Annotated in this window: 16 protein-coding genes and 1 pseudogene; 9 read left to right on the forward strand and 8 right to left on the reverse strand. The window is 58.6% G+C overall.

What is annotated here, in order from left to right; all coding sequences use genetic code 11:
• Positions 1-230 precede the first annotated feature (230 nt).
• The 5 genes from cra (at position 231) to G5168_RS13160 (ending at position 5077) form a co-directional block, all read left to right on the forward strand.
• Positions 231-1217 carry a catabolite repressor/activator gene (cra, locus tag G5168_RS13140; RefSeq protein ID WP_058057665.1) on the forward strand — a complete coding sequence of 329 codons (987 nt, stop codon included), beginning with the start codon at positions 231-233 and terminating at the stop codon, positions 1215-1217.
• Positions 1218-1776: 559 nt separating this feature from the next.
• Positions 1777-2970 carry an aromatic amino acid transport family protein gene (locus G5168_RS13145; protein WP_227342842.1) on the forward strand — a complete coding sequence of 398 codons (1194 nt, stop codon included), beginning with the start codon at positions 1777-1779 and terminating at the stop codon, positions 2968-2970.
• 154 nt (positions 2971-3124) lie between these two features.
• Positions 3125-3790, forward strand: a complete 666-nt coding sequence (locus G5168_RS13150) for a hypothetical protein (RefSeq protein WP_227342840.1) — start codon at positions 3125-3127, stop codon at positions 3788-3790.
• A gap of 144 nt (positions 3791-3934) precedes the next feature.
• Positions 3935-4498 carry a hypothetical protein gene (locus G5168_RS13155; protein ID WP_216953543.1) on the forward strand — a complete coding sequence of 188 codons (564 nt, stop codon included), beginning with the start codon at positions 3935-3937 and terminating at the stop codon, positions 4496-4498.
• 192 nt (positions 4499-4690) lie between these two features.
• Positions 4691-5077, forward strand: a complete 387-nt coding sequence (locus G5168_RS13160; RefSeq protein WP_227342837.1) for an MAPEG family protein — start codon at positions 4691-4693, stop codon at positions 5075-5077.
• 112 nt (positions 5078-5189) lie between these two features.
• Here G5168_RS13160 and G5168_RS13165 read toward each other — a convergent pair whose 3' ends face one another.
• Positions 5190-6596, reverse strand: a complete 1407-nt coding sequence (locus G5168_RS13165) for a DEAD/DEAH box helicase (RefSeq protein ID WP_227342835.1) — start codon at positions 6594-6596, stop codon at positions 5190-5192.
• A gap of 358 nt (positions 6597-6954) precedes the next feature.
• Between G5168_RS13165 and G5168_RS13170 the strand changes: the two genes are divergently transcribed.
• Complete coding sequence (locus G5168_RS13170; RefSeq protein WP_106843347.1) at positions 6955-7764, forward strand: substrate-binding periplasmic protein; 810 nt, start codon at positions 6955-6957, stop codon at positions 7762-7764.
• A gap of 125 nt (positions 7765-7889) precedes the next feature.
• On the opposite strand, the gene aroC is transcribed toward G5168_RS13170, so the two are convergent.
• Together aroC and prmB are read right to left on the reverse strand one after the other, a co-directional pair.
• Positions 7890-8978 (reverse strand): chorismate synthase, encoded by a 1089-nt coding sequence (gene aroC, locus G5168_RS13175; RefSeq protein WP_201951171.1) that lies wholly within the window; start codon positions 8976-8978, stop codon positions 7890-7892.
• Positions 8979-8990: 12 nt separating this feature from the next.
• The gene (gene prmB, locus G5168_RS13180; protein WP_139462539.1) at positions 8991-9926 is read right to left on the reverse strand and encodes a 50S ribosomal protein L3 N(5)-glutamine methyltransferase; all 936 of its coding nucleotides are present in this window, start codon (positions 9924-9926) and stop codon (positions 8991-8993) included.
• 82 nt (positions 9927-10008) lie between these two features.
• On the opposite strand from prmB, the gene smrB reads away from it, so the two are divergent.
• On the forward strand, positions 10009-10533 hold the full coding sequence (smrB, locus tag G5168_RS13185) for an endonuclease SmrB (protein WP_201951174.1): 525 nt from the start codon (positions 10009-10011) through the stop codon (positions 10531-10533).
• A gap of 17 nt (positions 10534-10550) precedes the next feature.
• On the opposite strand, the pseudogene G5168_RS13190 reads toward smrB, so the two are convergent.
• A pseudogene (locus G5168_RS13190) lies at positions 10551-11140 on the reverse strand (histidine phosphatase family protein).
• A gap of 35 nt (positions 11141-11175) precedes the next feature.
• Positions 11176-11598 carry a GFA family protein gene (locus G5168_RS13195; protein WP_335843780.1) on the reverse strand — a complete coding sequence of 141 codons (423 nt, stop codon included), beginning with the start codon at positions 11596-11598 and terminating at the stop codon, positions 11176-11178.
• 316 nt (positions 11599-11914) lie between these two features.
• On the opposite strand from G5168_RS13195, the gene G5168_RS13200 reads away from it, so the two are divergent.
• Positions 11915-12469, forward strand: coding sequence for a porin family protein (locus G5168_RS13200; RefSeq protein ID WP_227342831.1), 555 nt, complete (start codon positions 11915-11917; stop codon positions 12467-12469).
• Between the two features lie 125 nt (positions 12470-12594).
• Here the strand turns inward: G5168_RS13200 and G5168_RS13205 are convergent, their stop codons facing one another.
• Positions 12595-14058, reverse strand: coding sequence for a chitinase (locus G5168_RS13205; protein WP_227342829.1), 1464 nt, complete (start codon positions 14056-14058; stop codon positions 12595-12597).
• A gap of 307 nt (positions 14059-14365) precedes the next feature.
• Positions 14366-15586, reverse strand: coding sequence for a methyltransferase (locus G5168_RS13210; protein WP_227342827.1), 1221 nt, complete (start codon positions 15584-15586; stop codon positions 14366-14368).
• Between the two features lie 183 nt (positions 15587-15769).
• On the opposite strand from G5168_RS13210, the gene G5168_RS13215 reads away from it, so the two are divergent.
• Entirely contained in the window at positions 15770-16348 is a 579-nt protein-coding gene (locus G5168_RS13215; protein ID WP_005333203.1) for a PhnA domain-containing protein, read from the forward strand.
• A gap of 202 nt (positions 16349-16550) precedes the next feature.
• Here G5168_RS13215 and G5168_RS13220 read toward each other — a convergent pair whose 3' ends face one another.
• Positions 16551-18077: a fumarate hydratase gene (locus G5168_RS13220; protein ID WP_005345328.1), complete on the reverse strand. Its 1527-nt coding sequence runs from the start codon at positions 18075-18077 to the stop codon at positions 16551-16553.
• Positions 18078-18217: the final 140 nt, after the last annotated feature.

Genomic DNA, 18217 nt, shown 5'->3' on the forward strand with positions numbered 1-18217 from the left:
CTGACAATAGACCCGAGCACGGTTCACTGTGATCGGGGCCCGATTTTCAGGCCACTGGGTCTCTTCGTTGCTGACAGGCTGAATCGTTTCATCTACACTCAGACTGAATCGTTTCAGCGAATTGATCAAGTACCCACAAAGAGTGCTTTTCAATGATATGATCCCGCGCACACTTTTCGGTGCCCTCACCCGGCAGTGACCGTGGGCCTTGCAACTCAAACAGAGCCAATATGATGAAACTGGATGAAATCGCCGCCCTCGCCGGTGTCTCGCGCACCACGGCAAGCTATGTGATCAATGGCAAGGCCGACCAATACCGCATCAGTCAGGCCACCCGCGACAAGGTGATGGCCGTTGTCACCGCCCATAACTACCAGCCGGACAGCCGCGCCGCCTCCCTGCGCGGCGGCCAAACCAAGACCCTCGGCTTTATCCTGCCCGACCTTGAAAACGCCAGTTACGCCAAGCTGGCCAAACGGCTGGAACAGGGGGCCCGGGCGCAGGGATATCAGCTGCTGATCGTCTGCTCGGAGGATGATCCCGCCACCGAAAAAGAGCTGGCCCAGATGCTGGTGAGCCGCCATGTGGATGCCCTGCTGGTGGCCAGTTGCCTGCCGCCAGACGACCCCTTCTACGGCAAATTGCAGGCGCAAGGCAGCCAAATCCTCGCCATCGACCGGGCGATGGCCGCCGACAAGTTCGTCACCGTCGCCAGTGAAAACGAGAAGGCGAGCTTTGATCTCACCAGCTCCCTGCTCACCCCGACCTTGCGCCATATCGCCTTGATCACCGCGCTGCCGGCACTCACGATCAGCAAGGAGCGCAAAGCCGGTTTCGAGCAGGCGGTCGCCAGTCACAGCGCGGCTCGCCATCTGTGCGAGGGGGATCACTTCTCCCGCCTTGAGGGGTATCGCCTGATCAAGGATCTGCACCAGCAGCTGGGTCAGCTGCCCGAAGCGCTGATCACTACTTCCTATATCCTGATGGAGGGGGTACTCGACTACCTGTTGGAACAAGAGATCGATATGAGCCAGCTCGCCATGGCCACCTTCGGGGACGATCGGCTGCTTGACTTCCTCCCCTTTGGCATCAACTCCCTGCCCCAGCAGCACGACGCGCTGGCGAGCCAGGCGCTGGAGCTGGCGCTCAAGGCGGTGAACGGCGAATACCAGAGCGGGCTGCACTATGTGAGCCGCACCCTCAAGCGCCGCCGCTAACCTGACCGCTGCAGACCCGATTTGCTGTCAATGGGTGGGTAAAGCGAACAGATGACAATAAGGCTGCCAGCATCGGCAGCCTTATTGTTTTCCCCCACAACCCTACCCGCCCGCTTTGCTTTCTCTACCGTCTGGCCGACTAAACAACTGGCCTCCACACTCCTTTCACCCCACAACTAAACGCCAACGCCACGACAAGGCACTCCCCCATCCGTGCAGTAACCACTTGGCTGACCTGTATCAATGAGCCCCTGCCAGTCATTTTTTTGGTGCTTTTTTCTTCAATTAGCTACCGCTGTCATCATTTATTTCCACTTATTGCCACAAGCCAGCACAAGATCCGTATAAAAGAGGTTGTTTCCGCTATTTTGATCCGCTAACTTGGCAACCATCTTTTACAACTGACAGGTTTTAGGTACAGATGTTCCCGTTCCGATATTGCTAGCCTCCGGCCCTATCACCGGAGGCACCTTCTGATAACGCCAATTAGCCCCCTCTTGTTGACGTCACTGCTGGCATCGCCTGTTTGCACTGACACCGCTACGTTCGGATGGATAACATGAATACCAAAACCCTGGGTTGTACCCTGTTGATTGCCGGCACCACCATAGGTGCCGGCATGCTGGCCCTGCCGCTGGCCTCCTCGTCCCTCGGCGGCCCCGCCACCCTGATGTTGATGGTCGGCCTCTGGGCCCTGATGGCCTTCACCGCCATGCTGCAGGTGGAAGCGAGCCTTGCCACCGGCAAGTGGTACCTGCACCAACTGGCGGACCATCTGCTCGGCCCCTGGGGCAAGCGCATCGCCTCCTTCTGTATCCTGATGTTGTTCTACTCGCTGGCCTCAGCTTACATCAGCGGTGGCAGCAGCCTGCTGGCACAGGCGCTGGCCGATGCGGGCATGACTCTCAGCCAGGAGCAGGCTGCCTGGGCCTTTACTCTGCTGTTTGGCGGCATGGTCTGTGTCGGCACCCGCTCGGTGGATTACCTCAACCGGCTGATGTTCACCGTCAAACTGGTGATCATGGTGGTGGTGCTGGCGTTGCTGTTGCCCCGCACCGAAGGGCAGCATCTGCTCTCGATGCCGCTGGGTCAGGGCCTGTTGCTTGCGGGCCTGCCGGTCATCTTCACCTCGTTCGGCTTTCACGGCTCCATTCCGAGCGTGATGCTCTACCTCGGTGACTGCCCAAAACAGCTGCGTCGGGTCTTTGTCTGGGGCTCAGCCCTGCCGCTGATCCTCTACGTGCTGTGGCAGGTGGCGATCCTCGGTCTGCTCGGCCAGCAAGCCCTGCTGCAAACCGGCGGCGCGCTGGACAGCCTGCTGGCCAACGTCGGCAAGCTGGTGAGCTGGCCTGCGTTTAATCAGGCGATGCACCTGTTTGCAGATCTGGCACTCGCCACCTCCTTCCTCGGGGTAACGCTGGGGCTGTTCGACTTTATGGCCAAGGCAACCCTCCGCAAGGACAACTGGCAGGGCCGCACTCAGACTGGCCTCATCACCTTTGTGCCGCCATTGCTGTTTGCCCTCTACTTCCCGCAGGGCTTTATCATGGCCCTCGGCTACGCTGCCATTGCGCTGGCGATCCTCGCGGTACTGCTGCCGGTGGCGCTGGTATGGCAGAGCCGCAAGCAGGCGCCTGCCCACCACTACCGCGCCCCGGGTGGCGTAGTGGCGCTGGGAGTGGCCGCCGCCATGGGCGTGCTGATTGTTGGCGTCCAGATCAGCGTCAGCATGGGGCTGCTGCCCGCGCTGTAATCCCCGATACTGAAAGCAAAGCCCCGCCAATTAACTTGGCGGGGCTTTGTGCTATCAACGCTGCCATGATTCTGCCCATTCCCTCCTCGCACAAGAGGGATAAAGGACGTTTCAGCTACGCTTTTTCCATATGCAATGGAGTGGGGAGCAAGGTATGAAGTGGGCTGGCTGGTGGCTGCTGTTTTGCCTGAACTCGATTGCCCAGGGCGCGCCCCTGACTCTGGCGGCGCCCGTGGAATATATCCCCCTGCTGCGCCCCTTCTATGAGGAATGGTTTGGCAAGGCCAGGGTCGATTTTACCTTTATCCCCTGTACCAGCGCCCGCTGCAAAAAGCTGCTTGATTCCGATAGCACCATCGCTGGCGATATCGCCCGGATCAAGGGCTTTGAGCAGACCCATCCGCATATGATCCCGGTCGGCACGGCGATTGGCGAAGTGACCATCTATGCCCAGAGCAAGCAGGACGCCAGCTGGCCACCCGCCAGTCAGGAGCGGGTTGGCTGCCTGCGCGGCATTCAGTGGTGCAGCCGCTATCTCGACAGTCGACGCATCGTCTGGTTCAACGATGAGAAGCAGGGTCTCGCCCTGTTCCAGCGCGGCAGAACCGACTGGGTGATCCGGCTACTGCCCACCAATCAATCCCCCCTTGCCGCACCATGGAAACGGGTCTCCGATATCGAGGTTTATCTCTACCTCAACAAGAGCCGCCAGGCCGATATCGCCGCCCTTGTCCAATCCCAGCAGCAGCTGATAGCGAGCGGCCGCTGGCAGCAGATGCAGGAGCGCTACTTCTCGGCCCTGCTGACCCCCATCCGCTGATCGGGGCACCACAGAACAAACCGCCAAGAACCGTGTTTTATACAATCTTTTTTGCCACCGAAGCCTGAACGGACAGTTCAAAACCCGTTCATGCCCGCTCGCTACACTGCCCCCTCGTTTATCGCTTTCAGGAGCCTGAAAACAATGATGTTGCATCTCACGAAGAGTTCCCTTGCCCTTGCCCTTGCTCTGCTGGCAGCCAGCGGCGCCCTCAGCGCGGCCGAAATCACCAACAACAATATCACCGAGGCCGACATCAAGGCGGCGCAGGATGCCTGGGGCGCGGCGCTCATCAAGATCAGCGATGACTATCGGGCCGGCGGCATTGAGCGCGCCAAAGCCACCGCCGAGGCGGTACTCGACAGCGCTTATGGCTACCAGCAGGGGCCGGTACTGTTCAAACCCACCCTCGCCGGTGGTGAGCAGACCTTTCGCACCACCCGCGAGGGGGCGCTGGCCTATTTTGTCGGCAACAACAGCGCCTATCCGGCAGATAGCGGCTTTGCCCTGAAAAACTGGCAGAGCTACCGCTATGACAATGCCGCCGTCTATATCAACGGCAACATGGCGCTGACCATGGGCAAGGTGCATCTGGTGGATCGCGACAACAAGGAGACCACGGTCGACAAGAGCTGGGGTTTCAAGAAGGGGGATGATGGCAAGGTGCGCATCGTGCTGCACCACTCCTCTCTCCCCTACGGCGCCTGACTGGCGAAGTGCAGCTGACAGAGCACGCCACCTAAAACCAGACAACAAGCCCTGCCAGACTGGCGGGGCTTTTTTATCCGGCAAGGGTGCTTTGGGCGCCATGGCCGAGCCCCCTTTACTGCTACCCTCAAGGGCAAGCCATTGAGCGCGCAACAGATCCATGCTTATCCATCACCTCGGGAGCCCTACGCCATGACCATACTGCCCATCTATGCAGCCCTGCTTGCCCTGCTCTTTGTCCTGCTCAGCGTACGCACCATTCGCACCCGTCACCGCCAGAAAGTGGCGCTCGGCCATGGCGATGATCCCGCCATGCTGCGGGCCATGCGGGTGCACGCCAACTTTGCCGAGTATGTCCCCCTCGCCCTGCTGCTCATCTATTTCGTCGAAACCGGCAGCCATGCCCCCTGGCTGGTTCATCTGCTAGGGAGTGCCCTGCTGCTTGGTCGCCTCTGTCACGCCTTCGGCATGAGCCGCACACCGGAGCATTTCCGCTATCGGGTGGTGGGAATGGGGCTGACTTTCACCGTCATTTTGCTGAGTGCGGCCTGTCTCCTGATCACCGCCCTGCTCTCCTGACCAGAGCAGGTCAGCCAAACGCGGATCTGCAGAAGCAGAAATAGAAAAGCCCTGCCGATATGGCAGGGCTTTTCGTTTAACCGATCAGGGTGGAGAGTGGCTCTCCTTGCCCTTACTGGTTATGGCTGGCGCGACGGGGACGACGGGCCTGAGCCGGTTTGCCAGCGCCCTCAGCCGGACGCTGACCACCTTGCGGCTTGGGCTTGCCGCCGTTGCCAGTGCGATTGCCACCACCGTTAGCACCGGCGCCATTGCCGGAGCGACCGGCACCTTGACGCTGGCCTTGACCTTGCGGACGCGGCGCACGGCGCTGCTCGCTCGGATCACGGGGCTCTTTGCGCAGCGGCGCGCCGATACCACGGGCGATGTTGTCGAGGGTCTCGCGGGACGCTTCGAAGCCGGGCACCTGCTCGCAGGGGATGTTCTGCTTGGTCAGACGCTCGATGGCTTTGATCAGTTTGCCTTCATCGGCCGCAACCAGGGAGATGGCGTGACCGGCCGCGCCGGCACGACCGGTACGACCGATACGGTGCACGTAATCTTCCGCCACGTTGGGCAACTCGAAGTTGACCACTTGCGGCAGCTTGTCGATGTCAAGACCACGGGCGGCGATATCGGTCGCCACCAGCACCTTGACGCTACCATCCTTGAAACCGGCCAGCGCGCGGGTACGGGCACCCTGGCTCTTGTTGCCGTGAATGGCGGCAGCACTGATGCCGTCTTTTTCAAGCTTCTCGGCAACGCGGTTGGCGATGTGCTTGGTACGGGTAAAGACCAGCACCTGCTGCCAGTTGTTGCTGGAGATCAGGTGGCTCAGCAGGGCAATCTTGTTGGCCTTGTCGCACGGGTGCACCAGCTGCTCGATACGCTCGGCGGTACTGTTGCGGGGGGCAACTTCAATGACAGCCGGGTTGTCCAGCAGGCCAGTGGCCAGCTCGCGAATTTCATCGGCGAAGGTGGCGGAGAAGAGCAGGTTCTGGCGCTTCTTCGGCAGCAGGGTCAGGATGCGGCGGATGTCGCGGATAAAGCCCATGTCGAGCATGCGATCCGCTTCGTCCAGTACCAGGATCTCCACCTCGTCAAACTTGACGGCATTCTGGTTGTAGAGATCGATCAGACGGCCCGGACAGGCCACCAGCACGTCCAGACCACGGCGAGTCGCCATCATCTGCGGGTTGATGCTCACGCCACCGAATACCACGTGGCTGCGCAGGGGCAGATGCTTGCCATAGTTGCGCACGCTCTCGCCCACCTGGGCGGCCAGCTCGCGCGTCGGGGTCAGTACCAGCGCACGGACGCGGTTCGGAGAGACCTTGCGCTTGCTCTCCATCAGACGTTGCAGCATCGGCAGGGTAAAGCCTGCGGTCTTGCCGGTCCCTGTTTGGGCCGCCGCCATCAGATCGCGGCCAGCCAGAACGGCGGGGATCGCTTGCTGCTGAATGGGAGACGGGGTGTCGTAGCCTTGTTCGGCAACGGCACGCAACAAGGGTTCGGCCAGACCGAGGGAAGTAAAACTCATAATTACCTGCTAGGGATAGGGGCGCCGACAATCCGGGATGGGGCTCCTCTGCTGAGCCGATGCCATCTCGCCAGACTCGGGCCTGTTGAGAACACAACGATTTCCCCGGGGAGCAGAGCAAAGGGGAAAGAATAGGGGCGCAGTCTAACGGAGTTGTGCCGGATAAACGAGAAAAATGTGATGCTCCTCCCAGCACGCACAGAAAAGCCCTCTGCTCTCCACCGAATAATCCCGTTGACCAGTGAAGCACGAACCACACTATTAACTGACAACTTATTACCTGTCCCGCCATCGTGATGCGCGGGTCGCAGGCGCACGGGATAGCAGAGAACAAAAAGCAGAATAACGAGGTTAAGCTATGAGCACGCAATATCGTCCCCACGGCAACTGGCAGGCCAAGCTCTGCCTGCTGCTGCTTTTGCTGACCCCTTCCCTGCAGGCCAGTCAGACCCTGACCGTGGCCTGGAGCCACTGGCCCCCCTTCAGTCAAATCAACAACCGGGGTGAGCTGGACGGGCTGGATGTCAGCCTGACTCGCCAGATCCTCACCCAGGCGGGCTTTGCCCCCAAATTTCGTGAGATCCCCTGGGCGCGGGCACTCCATCTGGTGGAGCACGATCAGCTGGATGTGGCGATGGCCGCACTACCACTACCGGAGCGGCAGAAGTATGCCCGCTTCTCTGCACCCTATCGCCAGAGCGCCTATGTGCTGTTGAGTAATAACCCGATTCCAGGCCATCAGGATCGCTGGGGAAAGCTCGATACCTTGTCCAAACTGTGCCACAACAAGGATCTCAAAATTGGCAAACTGCGCGGTACTCGCCCCATTCATCAAATGGACGAGTGTCCTGCCCTCAAGGGGGCGACCGAGTACAATGCCGATGATCGACTAATCGAACTGCTGCTGGCCCGCCGTCTCGATGGCATCATTATGGAGTGGCAATATGCACGCTATCGGCTCTCCCAATTGGGCGCCGAGGGGTTTATCAGTTGTCAGCTGTTGCTGCACCATCAGCCGGTCAGCCTGATGTTTGCCAAAAACAGCATGAGCGAAGAGCAGCTCCTCAAGGTCAACGAGGCCATTCACGCTATGCCCAAACACCATGGGAAGTTCTCTCCCCCCAACTGCCGTCTCGATGCCGATCCGCAGGACGCTGATCACTCTTGATAACCGACGAGTGATAGAAGTACCGCAGAGCATAAGAACAAAGGCGACCCGAAGGTCGCCTTTGATTTGGTTGACGAACCAGCACCCTGAACAGGGTGCGATCAGTCGATGTGCAGCAATAGCGATCAACGCAGCTGTGGGGTATGGGTCAACACCCCCTGATTCTGGGCACGATGGCGCAGCAGGTGATCCATCAACACCAGCGCCAGCATGGCTTCGGCGATGGGCACGGCGCGAATGCCGACACAGGGATCGTGACGCCCCTTGGTGATCATCTCGATGGCCTCACCTTCGGTATTGATGGTCTTGCCCGGCACAGTGATGCTGGAAGTCGGTTTGAGCGCCATGCTCACCACAATATCCTGACCCGACGAGATGCCGCCCAGAATGCCACCCGCATGGTTGCTGGCAAAGCCCGCCGGGGTCATCTCGTCGCGATGCTCGGAGCCTTTTTGCTCCACCACCGCAAAGCCATCACCGATCTCCACCCCTTTCACCGCATTGATGCCCATCATGGCATGGGCAATGTCGGCGTCGAGACGATCAAACACCGGCTCACCCAGGCCCACCGGCACATTGCGCGCAATGACCTGCACCTTGGCACCGATACTGTTGCCCTCTTTTTTCAGGTCGCGCATATATTGATCGAGCGCTTCCAGCTTGCCCGCATCGGGGAAGAAGAAGGGATTCTGCTCAATCTGCGCCGCGTCAAACGCCTCAGCCTTGATGGGGCCGAGCTGGGAGAGAAAACCGGTGATCTCGATGCCATGTACCTGTTTCAGGTACTTCTTGGCAATCGCCCCCGCCGCCACTCGCATCGCGGTCTCGCGGGCAGATGAGCGACCACCGCCACGATAGTCCCGCTGACCATACTTCTGGTGGTAGGTGTAGTCAGCATGACCCGGCCGGAACAGATCCTTGATATCGGAGTAATCCTTGGAGCGCTGATCGGTATTCTCGATGAGCAGCCCGATGGAGGTGCCGGTGGTCTTGCCCTCGAACACCCCGGAGAGGATCTTCACCTCGTCCGGCTCGCGGCGCGGCGTGGTGTAGCGGGAAGTGCCGGGCTTGCGCCGATCCAGATCCCCCTGCAGATCCGCTTCGCTGATCTCCAGCCCAGGCGGGCAACCATCGACCACGGCGCCCAGCGCCAGGCCGTGGCTCTCGCCAAAGGTGGTGACCCGAAAGAGTTGACCAAAACTGTTCCCTGCCATGCGCGCTCCTGCTTAGTTCTTGTAGATGGCGAAATGATCCTGATACTGCACCAGCTCTTCACGGGTCATCACAAAGACGCCGTGACCGCCGTTTTCGAATTCAACCCAGGTAAAGGGGATCTCGGGGAACTGGGCTTCCAGATGGATCATGCTGTTGCCTACTTCGACCACCAGCACACCGTTATCCTTGAGGAAATCGGCGGCATGGGCCAGCAGACGCTTGGTCAGCTTGAGACCATCGGAGCCGGACGCCAGCGCCAGCTCGGGCTCGTGACGGAACTCTTCCGGCAGATCCGACATGTCTTCGGAGTCCACATAGGGCGGGTTGGAGACGATGAGATCGTATTTGTCGCCCGCCGGCAGATCGCGGAACAGATCGGAGCGGATCGGTATGACCTGCTGCTCCAGCCCGTGATCGTTGATGTTGCGCTCGGCCACGTTCAGTGCATCGATGCTGATGTCGATGGCATCCACTTCCGCTTCCGGGAACTCGTGGGCCATGATGATGGCGATACAGCCGGAGCCGGTGCACAAGTCCATGATCCGGGTCGGTTCATGTTTGAGGAAGGGCGCGAAACGGTTGGCGACCATCTCGGCAATGGGGGAACGGGGAATGAGCACCCGCTCGTCCACGTAGAACTCCCAACCGGCATACCAGGCCTTGTTGGTCAGGTAGGCGGCGGGTACCCGCTCCTGTACGCGGCGGATAATCAGTTCGGCGATACGGTGACGCTCGCTGCTGGTGAGACGGGAGTGGCGCATGGCCGGGTCTACATCCGGTGGCAGATGTAACGCGGGCAGTACCAGCTGCACAGCTTCATCCCAGGCGTTGTCGGTTCCATGACCGTAAAAAATCCCGGCGTCGTTGAAACGACTCATGGCCCAACGCAACATGTCCTGGATGGTGTGCATCTCGGCAACCACCTCATCGATAAATATCTTGTCCAAATCCACCTCCAAGTCGAGTAATATCCGGCCCGAGCCCCGTTTACGTTGCGGGCAAGACGCATACCTAATACATGAGCATCTGATGAAAAAAACGCCCTCACCGACAGACGAGGAAACCCTGCTGTTCCGCGATGCGATAAAAGGTACCCGGAAAATCAAGCAAGATACCATAAGGGCCGAGTTACGCCCGGTCAAGCAGAAACGCGAATTGCGCGAAACCCGCGAAAAGCTTGGGGTTGACCACTATTTCAGCGATGAGTATCAGCCCCATCTCGACGATGATGGGCCGACCCGTTACGTGCGGGAAGATGTGTCAAAATTTGAGCTGAAAAAGCTCAAGCGGGGCATTTATCCGCCGGAGATCTACCTGGATCTGCACGGCATGAACCAGCAGCAGGCAAAACAGGAGCTGGCCGCCCTGCTCACCCTCTGCCAGAAAGAGAACATTCACGTCGCCTCGGTGATGCACGGCATCGGCAAACATATTCTCAAACAGCGCATTCCCTGCTGGCTGGCCCAGCACCCCAATGTGCGCGCCTTCCATCAGGCTCCCCGCGAATGGGGTGGCGACAGCGCCATTCTGGTGTTGCTGGATATCGAAGAGTAGAAAAAGCAGCGCACAAACTAACTCTGCCCAACCGGTCGATTGAATCGCAATGGTGATATAGAGGAGTCAAGATTGACCACCAGCATGCCGCCGTTGGGCAACTGCCACGCGAATAAGTCATCAAATCCGGCGGTCGTTAGGGCGCGGATCACCTTGGCGACCACACCGTGCGCCACCAGCAATACCCGCTCCCCCTGCATGGTCGAGGCCAGTGCCGTTAGTCCCTGCGAGACTCGGGCAATCACCTCATCCAGCGTCTCACCGCCAAGCGGAGCCTCCGCCCAGCGCCGGGTGATGTTGCGCACCCACAACTCGGGATAACGCGCCTTGGCCTCTCCTCAAACAGACCGACATGCCGCTCACGAAAGGCCGGAGCAAGCTCCACAGGCAACCCCAACTGGCGTGAGAAGATCGCGGCGCTCTCTCTTGTTCGCAGCAGGGGCGACGCCAGCAACCGATCGAACGGGGCCAGTGTGGTCGCTATCTCATTGGCCAGCCAGCATATATGCCGCGCGCCATCTTGGTTGAGCCCGATATCCAACGCCCCTTGATAGCGCCCCTCGGCGTTGGCTTGGGTCTCTCCATGGCGGATCACTATCAGCTCCATGGTGTACTCCTCTTTCTACGTGGAATATCACAAAACTACTTCCCTTTCGGATAACGGGGATGATCGTCCTGGATCGGCAACCAGGAGAGCTGGCTGACGGTATGGATGTGATAGGTTGGTGCGACCGTTTCGGGGTTATCAAGTGGGACAATAGCCAGCGTCAGGTACTCGGGGTATTGAATGCTGCGATAGCTGAGGGTGGCGCCACAGGTTGCACAAAAGCCGCGTCGAATCGCCTCCGACGAGGCGTACTCAGTCAATACGCCGCATAGCCATTGCACCTGTTTCACCCGAAAATCCATCCAGGCGCCGACCGGAGCGCCGGTCGTGCGCTGACAATCCCGGCAGTGGCAAAAATCGGTAGCAAAGGGAGCAGCTAGCACCTTGTAGCGGATTGCACCACAATGGCAACCCCCCTCTAATATCCCGTTACGAGAAATCACCATCTTGTTTACCATCCAGTCCACGTTTGAAGGCATATATTGCCAGCCTAACATCCCGTTACACTAAGTTGATTAGTGCAGAAAACCAATGAAATTTGCGATTTATCAGCGCCCTTTTCAGATAGTATTGACACAGTTCACCATTGTTCAGACAGAAGATAACCACTCTCACCTCCCATCATAACGGTTATGGGGGCTCTGATTATTCATCCCGCTGACAATATGAGATATTGCCACTCACTACTGGCCTGCGAATATAAGACAAGCTCACCCGAGCCCATATAAATCTGTTCGTCGCAGCCATATTCCACGCTATTTAATTGGAACCTGCATGATGAAGTTATTCACTCCCCTGGTGGTTGCCACGGCGATCTTCTCTTCCGTGGCGATAGCAACCCCCTCTCCCCATATCGTCGGCGCCACCCTTGGCTATGGCACCCAGTCATTCAAAGCACAAAATGGGGATCAGGCCGATGGCGGTGACAATATGACTGCCGATCTCTATTACCGTTATATGTTCAACGATTATATCGGTATCGATTCAGGAATATTGTTTGGTACCGGTGGCGTAGTCAGCGCCCTCTTCGATGCAACCCTCAATGACGTAAAAGATATCCATTACAAAGGGATCCGCTCTGCCTTGTATGCACAATTCCCGGTCTCTTCCGGCAACAGCTTTTATGCCAAACTGGGTGCCAACGCCCACAGAGTCGAATACACGATCAACAAGGAAGATCAGAGCAACTCCGGGGTCGGTTTTTATGGCGCTGCGGGTTGGCAATATCGCTTTGATTCGGGTATCGGACTCAATGCGGAGTACCAATATATCCCCATGCCTCGACTCGATGTCAAAGGGGTCAGTGTCGGTCTCAACTACCGTTTCTGATCCCGCCTGATGGGGCGACAACAGGCCGATAACGGGTAAAAAGCAGGGAGATATCTCCTCCCTGCTGCCTGCTTGTTTCCACTACCGATAGATCATGGTGATTGACCATGATCCCAACGGCAACCTTATTTGGTCACCACCACAGCCCAGGGGCCACCTTTGGCGGGATCATCCCCTTGCGTCCACCATTTGGCCTGATAGACGGCGCCCTTGTAGCTCACCTTGTTGCCCGCGGTATAGACCTTGCTGGCCTCCCAGGCAGGCTGGCCATCAATGGGCGGGTCAACCGGATCGACCGGGGCAGGATCGAGCTTGGCGACGATCCGCACTTTCGGCCAGTTGGCGTGGGAACCGTAGAAGTTGGTCACGCACTTCTCGTAATCACCCGGCACCAGCGCAGAATAAGCGGTCTGGAAGCCCACCAGCTCACACTCGAAGGAGTAACCGCCCGGGCGATCAGGATAGTACTTCCAGTTGCCATCCCAGTTGGTGTAGAGCACGTCGGTAGCGCCGTTGAGATTGAGGCTGCCATAGGGAGTCTGCTGCCAGCAGGTGTTCTTCTCATCCGCCTTGACCGGGATCTGGTAGTGGTTGGCCAGCCCTTCCCAGTAGCGGATGCGATTGACCGGCTGCCCTTTGTCCTTGTTCTGTTCACCACACTCGATACCGCCGTTGATGACGTTGATGGTGGTACCGAAGCCATAGCCGATACCGGCGTCAGCTTCCCGTTTGGAGGGTACCCAGGTGCGATCAATCACGTGCAGCATGGCCGGTTTCGGGGCCTGCGGGGTGAGGAAGAACCAGATGGCAGAAGCGAGGTTGAGCCAGGAGTCCGCCACCAGCCCCGGGTTGTTGAGCAGCACTGAGGCATCGCCATCAAACATCGCCTCGGAGAAGGCCCCGTAGTTGAAGTGGTAAGAAAGCTGCTTGGCGCCGCGGCCAAAGTAACCTTGTCCGGTACTGCAGGGCCACTTCTTGTTCTGCCAGTCGTTCTGGCCACAGCCGGTGGTATAACCGGTCTGTCCCTCTGACCAGCCCATCTCCCGCACATGCACCAGCGCCTGTTGCCACTCCTCCAGCCCCAGCGGGTTATCGGAGACGTTCTCCTTGGCAATATGGCCGCCGGTCTCCTGAGAGAAGTGGGCAAAGGCCGTCACAATGGATTTTTTACAGATCGCATCAGAATCGCGCCCGTCGTTATATTCGCCGCAGAACGCAGGAAATTTACCGATGGCCCGCAAGAAGCGGACATAGGTATATTCCGGTGCGGCCATCTGGGTTAAATATTCCCATTCAGATTGGGGAAATACCCGTTCAACCCGTTTTACGTTGTCAGGATTGCTTGCCAGACCCGGTTCAATGGCATCGACTATTTTATTTGACCGGGTGGCCAGTGCCTTGGCCCATATTGTATACATGGGGTTGGCCGTCTTGGCCTTTTCCACCGCGGCCAGATCCGGGGCCGCAATCACATATCCTCCCGCATTTTGTGGATCGGGTTGAATATTCATGGTTGCACTTATTACGGCATAGCTGGGCAATACGCAAGCGGCAGCGATCAGCCAGGCACAACGCTTGGGTTTGAACATGTTTATCGTCCTTGTTTGAATTAATGCGCTCCAAGAGTAGGTGTTCCAACAACTAAATTCACGATGAAAATTAAGAAATGCGCGTAATTTGTGAACCATTTCACCTTGTGCTACTCAACGCAGCTAAAACGACATAAAAGAACTCAAACGATGACCATTTTGGCCTGTTTTGCCACCCGTATGGGGAGGCGAAAGACGATCAGATGATCTGTCACCAATTAATTATTCGTGGCAAAAAAAAATGGCTGACCCGCTTCACCAGTCAGCCATCAACAATGTTCAAATAACGCTCACAAAGAGCTCGCTGTCAGGCGCGCACGGCACGGATCAGGATATTGCGCGGGGTCATGGGTTTGGCACAGAACTCCCCCACTTCGACCCGATAACCCTGCTCTTGCAAAAAGAGCGCGCGATCCAGCGCCAGCCAGATCTCGAGAGGACGGCGAAACAGATGACGCACCAGCTCCATGCGGGCGACATCACCAAAGCGACGCTCCCCGTGCTCCAACCAGGCGGGATAGTCGAGCCCGGCGGGCAGCACAATCCCTTTGCGTTCAGCAGCCCAAACGCAGAATGCCTCGAAGGTGCCGGTCAGCAGGCTCTTTTGCATATTGGGCACCGGCAGATACTCATCCACCCCGCGCACCTGACGCTGCAGGCAGTCAAACCCGAGCCGCCACACCACTTCCTGCTCGCGCAGGCGGGCGATCCGCGCACCGCCGGTGACCGTCTCCTGTAGCGGCAACTTGAGATCCGCTTTGCTCAACACCAGCTCGCTGGCGCTGGCCGCGGCCGACAGCGGGCGATAGTGGCTGGTACGGATCAGGTGGTAACAACAGGGAGAGATGGTCACTCCGCGGGCACCGCGCTCGGCCACCCGCTCCAGCAGATGGGTGTGGAGCTCGCCGCAGGCATGGAGTGCCATGGCGTGATGTTCGGGGGCGATCAGCGCCGCCGATTCAGGGGCAAAGGCATCGGCGCAGGTAAAGGTCATATTGGCGCCATCCCGCTCGGCCAGCAGCCGACCTTCGTCACAAAGCTGTCCTTGCAACTCCAGACTGAGGATAGGAGCCTGTCGATGAAGTGACACCAGCCGCCCAAGATGTCCCTTGCCAGCACACCACTCCAGATAGGGGCCCTGATGGGCAGGCAGACAGGCGGTGAACGACTCGATCTGGGCCTGCTTGCGCCCCGGCATATGCAGCGCCATCTCCTTGCTGCAAATGATTGGCTCAGGGGTAAACGGGGCAAGCTGACTGAGTTGCTGCAGCTCGGCTCCCTCGGCAATCCAGGGGGCAAGCAGACTGCTGAGGGCATCCATATCCGCATCGAGCTCTGCCAACTGGACGAGCGTCAGCCCATTGAGCAACGCCGCCAGTTCGGGCGCCTCATCGGCAAAGGCTATGGTCAAATGATGATATGGCTGATATTGCCACCAGCGTCGGTAGCGGGTGAGCAGTCGATCCAGTTGTTGAAAACGTTGAGCCAGCACGAATGCCCCTGCCTTGCAGTCAAAAAGGAGGCTCATTCTAGCGATCCCGCTTCAAATTGCACTCTCAATACCTGACGATCAGCACCGCGCAACACCACAGCCGACCCTGCGACCCAGGGCAGACCTGACAAAGTACGGGGTTTTATGCTATATTCCGCCCCCTCTTTCACGCGCCCCGCCCAACGCGGGACGCTTTACACTAGCTATGGGACCAACAACATGACCATCAACGCCATTCTGCAAGCGCGCGCGGGCGCCAAGTGTGAACTGTGCAGCGCCGAGCAGGCGCTGACCGCCTTCGTGGTGCCTCACTCCCCCGCCAGCGACGATGATCACAGCGTTGCTATCTGTGACACCTGCCGTGGTCAGCTGGAACAACCGGATACCCTGGTGGTCAACCACTGGCGTTGCCTGAGCGACAGCATGTGGAGCCAGGTGCCTGCGGTGCAGGTGATGGCATGGCGCCAGCTCAAAGCTCTCTCCGGCAAGGGTGAAGTATGGGCTCAGGATCTGCTGGACATGATGTACATGGAAGACGAAGCCAAGGCCTGGGCTGAAGCTGGTATTGCTGACGAAGATGACGACAGCGTACCGACTGTTGACTCCAACGGCGCCGTGCTGCAAGAGGGCGACTCCGTCACCCTGATCAAGGATCTGGACGTGAAAGGCGCCGGTTTCACCGCCAAGCGCGGCACCCTGGTCAAGGGCATCCGTCTGACCAACAACCCGCTCCATATCGAAGGCAAGGTCAACGGCGTGCAGATCGTACTGGTGGCCGCCTACCTGAAAAAGGCCTAAAGCCAAGGGCGATTGCTCTACTGTCTGCTGCCAGAGCACAAGCACAACGATAAGGATGGCGTCACGCCATCCTTTTTTATGCCCGCTTGCCGCAAACAGCCAACTTGAGCCCATAACAGGCCAGCCAAAGCAAAAAGGCGCATCCGGATGGACGCGCCTTCTTTACAAGCCGATGCCATTAACCGGCAGCGGAAACGGTCACTCAGGAGGAGAGTTTGCCATCCAGCTCGGCAATCTTGGCCGACCAGTAGGCAGGGCCGGTTTCGTGGATGTTGTTGCCTTCGGAATCGACCGCAACGGTCACCGGCATATCTTCCACTTCAAACTCGTAGATCGCTTCCATGCCGAGATCGGCAAAGGCCACCACGCGGGCCTTCTTGATGGCCTTGGCCACCAGATAGGCGGCGCCGCCGACCGCCATCAGATAGACAGCCTTGTGCTGCTTGATGCTCTCGACGGTTTTCGGGCCACGCTCGGATTTGCCGATCATGCCGATAAGGCCAGTTTCACCCAGCATCATGTCGGTGAACTTGTCCATCCGGGTGGAGGTGGTGGGGCCAGCCGGGCCAACTACTTCGTCACGCACCGCATCAACCGGGCCAACGTAATAGATAAAGCGGTTGGTGAAATCGACCCCTTCCGGCAGCCCTTCACCACGGGCCAGCATGTCGGCGATACGCTTGTGGGCTGCATCGCGACCGGTAAGGATTTTGCCCGATAGCAGCACGGTATCACCGCTCTTCCAGCTGGCCAGTTCGGCCTTGGTGATGCCATCGACGTTGACGCGGCGCACGTTGCCACCCGCTTCACGGGTGATCTCCGGCCAGTCGCTCAGTTTCGGCGGAGTCAGTTCGGCGGGGCCTGAACCATCCAGCTCGAAGTGAACGTGACGGGTCGCGGCGCAGTTGGGGATCATCACCACCGGCTTGGAGGCAGCATGAGTCGGCGCAGATTTCACCTTCACATCCAGCACGGTAGTGAGACCGCCCAGACCCTGGGCACCGATCCCCAGCTTGTTGACCTTGTCGTAGAGCTCGACCCGCAGCTTCTCTTCTGTGGTTTGCGGGCCACGGGCAATCAGCTCCTGAATGTCGATATGCTCCATCAAGGCCTCTTTGGCCAGTACCGCCGCTTTCTCGGCGGTACCGCCGATGCCGATGCCCAGCATGCCGGGCGGGCACCAGCCTGCGCCCATGGTCGGCACGGTTTTCAGCACCCACTCGACGATATCGTCAGAGGGGTTGAGCATCACCATCTTGGATTTGTTCTCGGAGCCGCCGCCTTTGGCCGCGATGCTCACTTCCACCTTGTTGCCGGGGATCATGTCGATATGCACCACGGCAGGGGCGTTGTCTTTGGTGTTTTTGCGACTGCCGGCCGGATCGGCCAGCACGGAGGCGCGCAGCGGGTTGTCAGGATTGGTGTAGGCACGACGTGTCCCTTCGTCCACCATCTCCTGCACTGTCATGTCGCTGTCCCACTGGACTTGCATGCCAATTTTGACGAAACAGGTCACGATGCCGGTGTCCTGGCAGAGCGGACGATGACCTTCGGCGGACATGCGGGAGTTGATCAGGATCTGGGCCAGCGCATCCTTGGCGGCCGGGTTGGCTTCACGGTCATACGCCGCTTTGGCAGCCTGAACAAAATCCAACGGGTGGTAATAGGAGATGTACTGGAGGGCATCTGCGATAGAATCGATGAAATCCTGTTTTTTTATAATGCTCATATCATCCTCACTGGTCCTTGTCTCTGCCACGGAGCAGGGCAAGGGCTTCCATATGATGGGCCGTGCTGACGTGCTGGCTAAAAACTATCAACCAGCAAAAAACGAACGACACGGCAGTTTTTTCTTAAGTCACCGACACC

The organism is Aeromonas sp. 600724, assembly GCF_049175135.1.
GTDB lineage: Bacteria > Pseudomonadota > Gammaproteobacteria > Enterobacterales > Aeromonadaceae > Aeromonas > Aeromonas veronii_A.

Bases quoted from the DNA above. Each gene is read 5' to 3' on its own strand.
- cra (WP_058057665.1), top strand. From the start codon at position 231: ATGATGAAACTGGATGAAATCGCCGCCCTCGCCGGTGTCTCGCGCACC.
- G5168_RS13145 (WP_227342842.1), top strand. From the start codon at position 1,777: ATGAATACCAAAACCCTGGGTTGTACCCTGTTGATTGCCGGCACCACC.
- G5168_RS13150 (WP_227342840.1), top strand. From the start codon at position 3,125: ATGAAGTGGGCTGGCTGGTGGCTGCTGTTTTGCCTGAACTCGATTGCC.
- G5168_RS13155 (WP_216953543.1), top strand. From the start codon at position 3,935: ATGATGTTGCATCTCACGAAGAGTTCCCTTGCCCTTGCCCTTGCTCTG.
- G5168_RS13160 (WP_227342837.1), top strand. From the start codon at position 4,691: ATGACCATACTGCCCATCTATGCAGCCCTGCTTGCCCTGCTCTTTGTC.
- G5168_RS13165 (WP_227342835.1), bottom strand. From the start codon at position 6,596: ATGAGTTTTACTTCCCTCGGTCTGGCCGAACCCTTGTTGCGTGCCGTT.
- G5168_RS13170 (WP_106843347.1), top strand. From the start codon at position 6,955: ATGAGCACGCAATATCGTCCCCACGGCAACTGGCAGGCCAAGCTCTGC.
- aroC (WP_201951171.1), bottom strand. From the start codon at position 8,978: ATGGCAGGGAACAGTTTTGGTCAACTCTTTCGGGTCACCACCTTTGGC.
- smrB (WP_201951174.1), top strand. From the start codon at position 10,009: ATGAAAAAAACGCCCTCACCGACAGACGAGGAAACCCTGCTGTTCCGC.
- G5168_RS13195 (WP_335843780.1), bottom strand. From the start codon at position 11,598: ATGGTAAACAAGATGGTGATTTCTCGTAACGGGATATTAGAGGGGGGT.
- G5168_RS13200 (WP_227342831.1), top strand. From the start codon at position 11,915: ATGATGAAGTTATTCACTCCCCTGGTGGTTGCCACGGCGATCTTCTCT.
- G5168_RS13205 (WP_227342829.1), bottom strand. From the start codon at position 14,058: ATGTTCAAACCCAAGCGTTGTGCCTGGCTGATCGCTGCCGCTTGCGTA.
- G5168_RS13210 (WP_227342827.1), bottom strand. From the start codon at position 15,586: ATGAGCCTCCTTTTTGACTGCAAGGCAGGGGCATTCGTGCTGGCTCAA.
- G5168_RS13215 (WP_005333203.1), top strand. From the start codon at position 15,770: ATGACCATCAACGCCATTCTGCAAGCGCGCGCGGGCGCCAAGTGTGAA.
- G5168_RS13220 (WP_005345328.1), bottom strand. From the start codon at position 18,077: ATGAGCATTATAAAAAAACAGGATTTCATCGATTCTATCGCAGATGCC.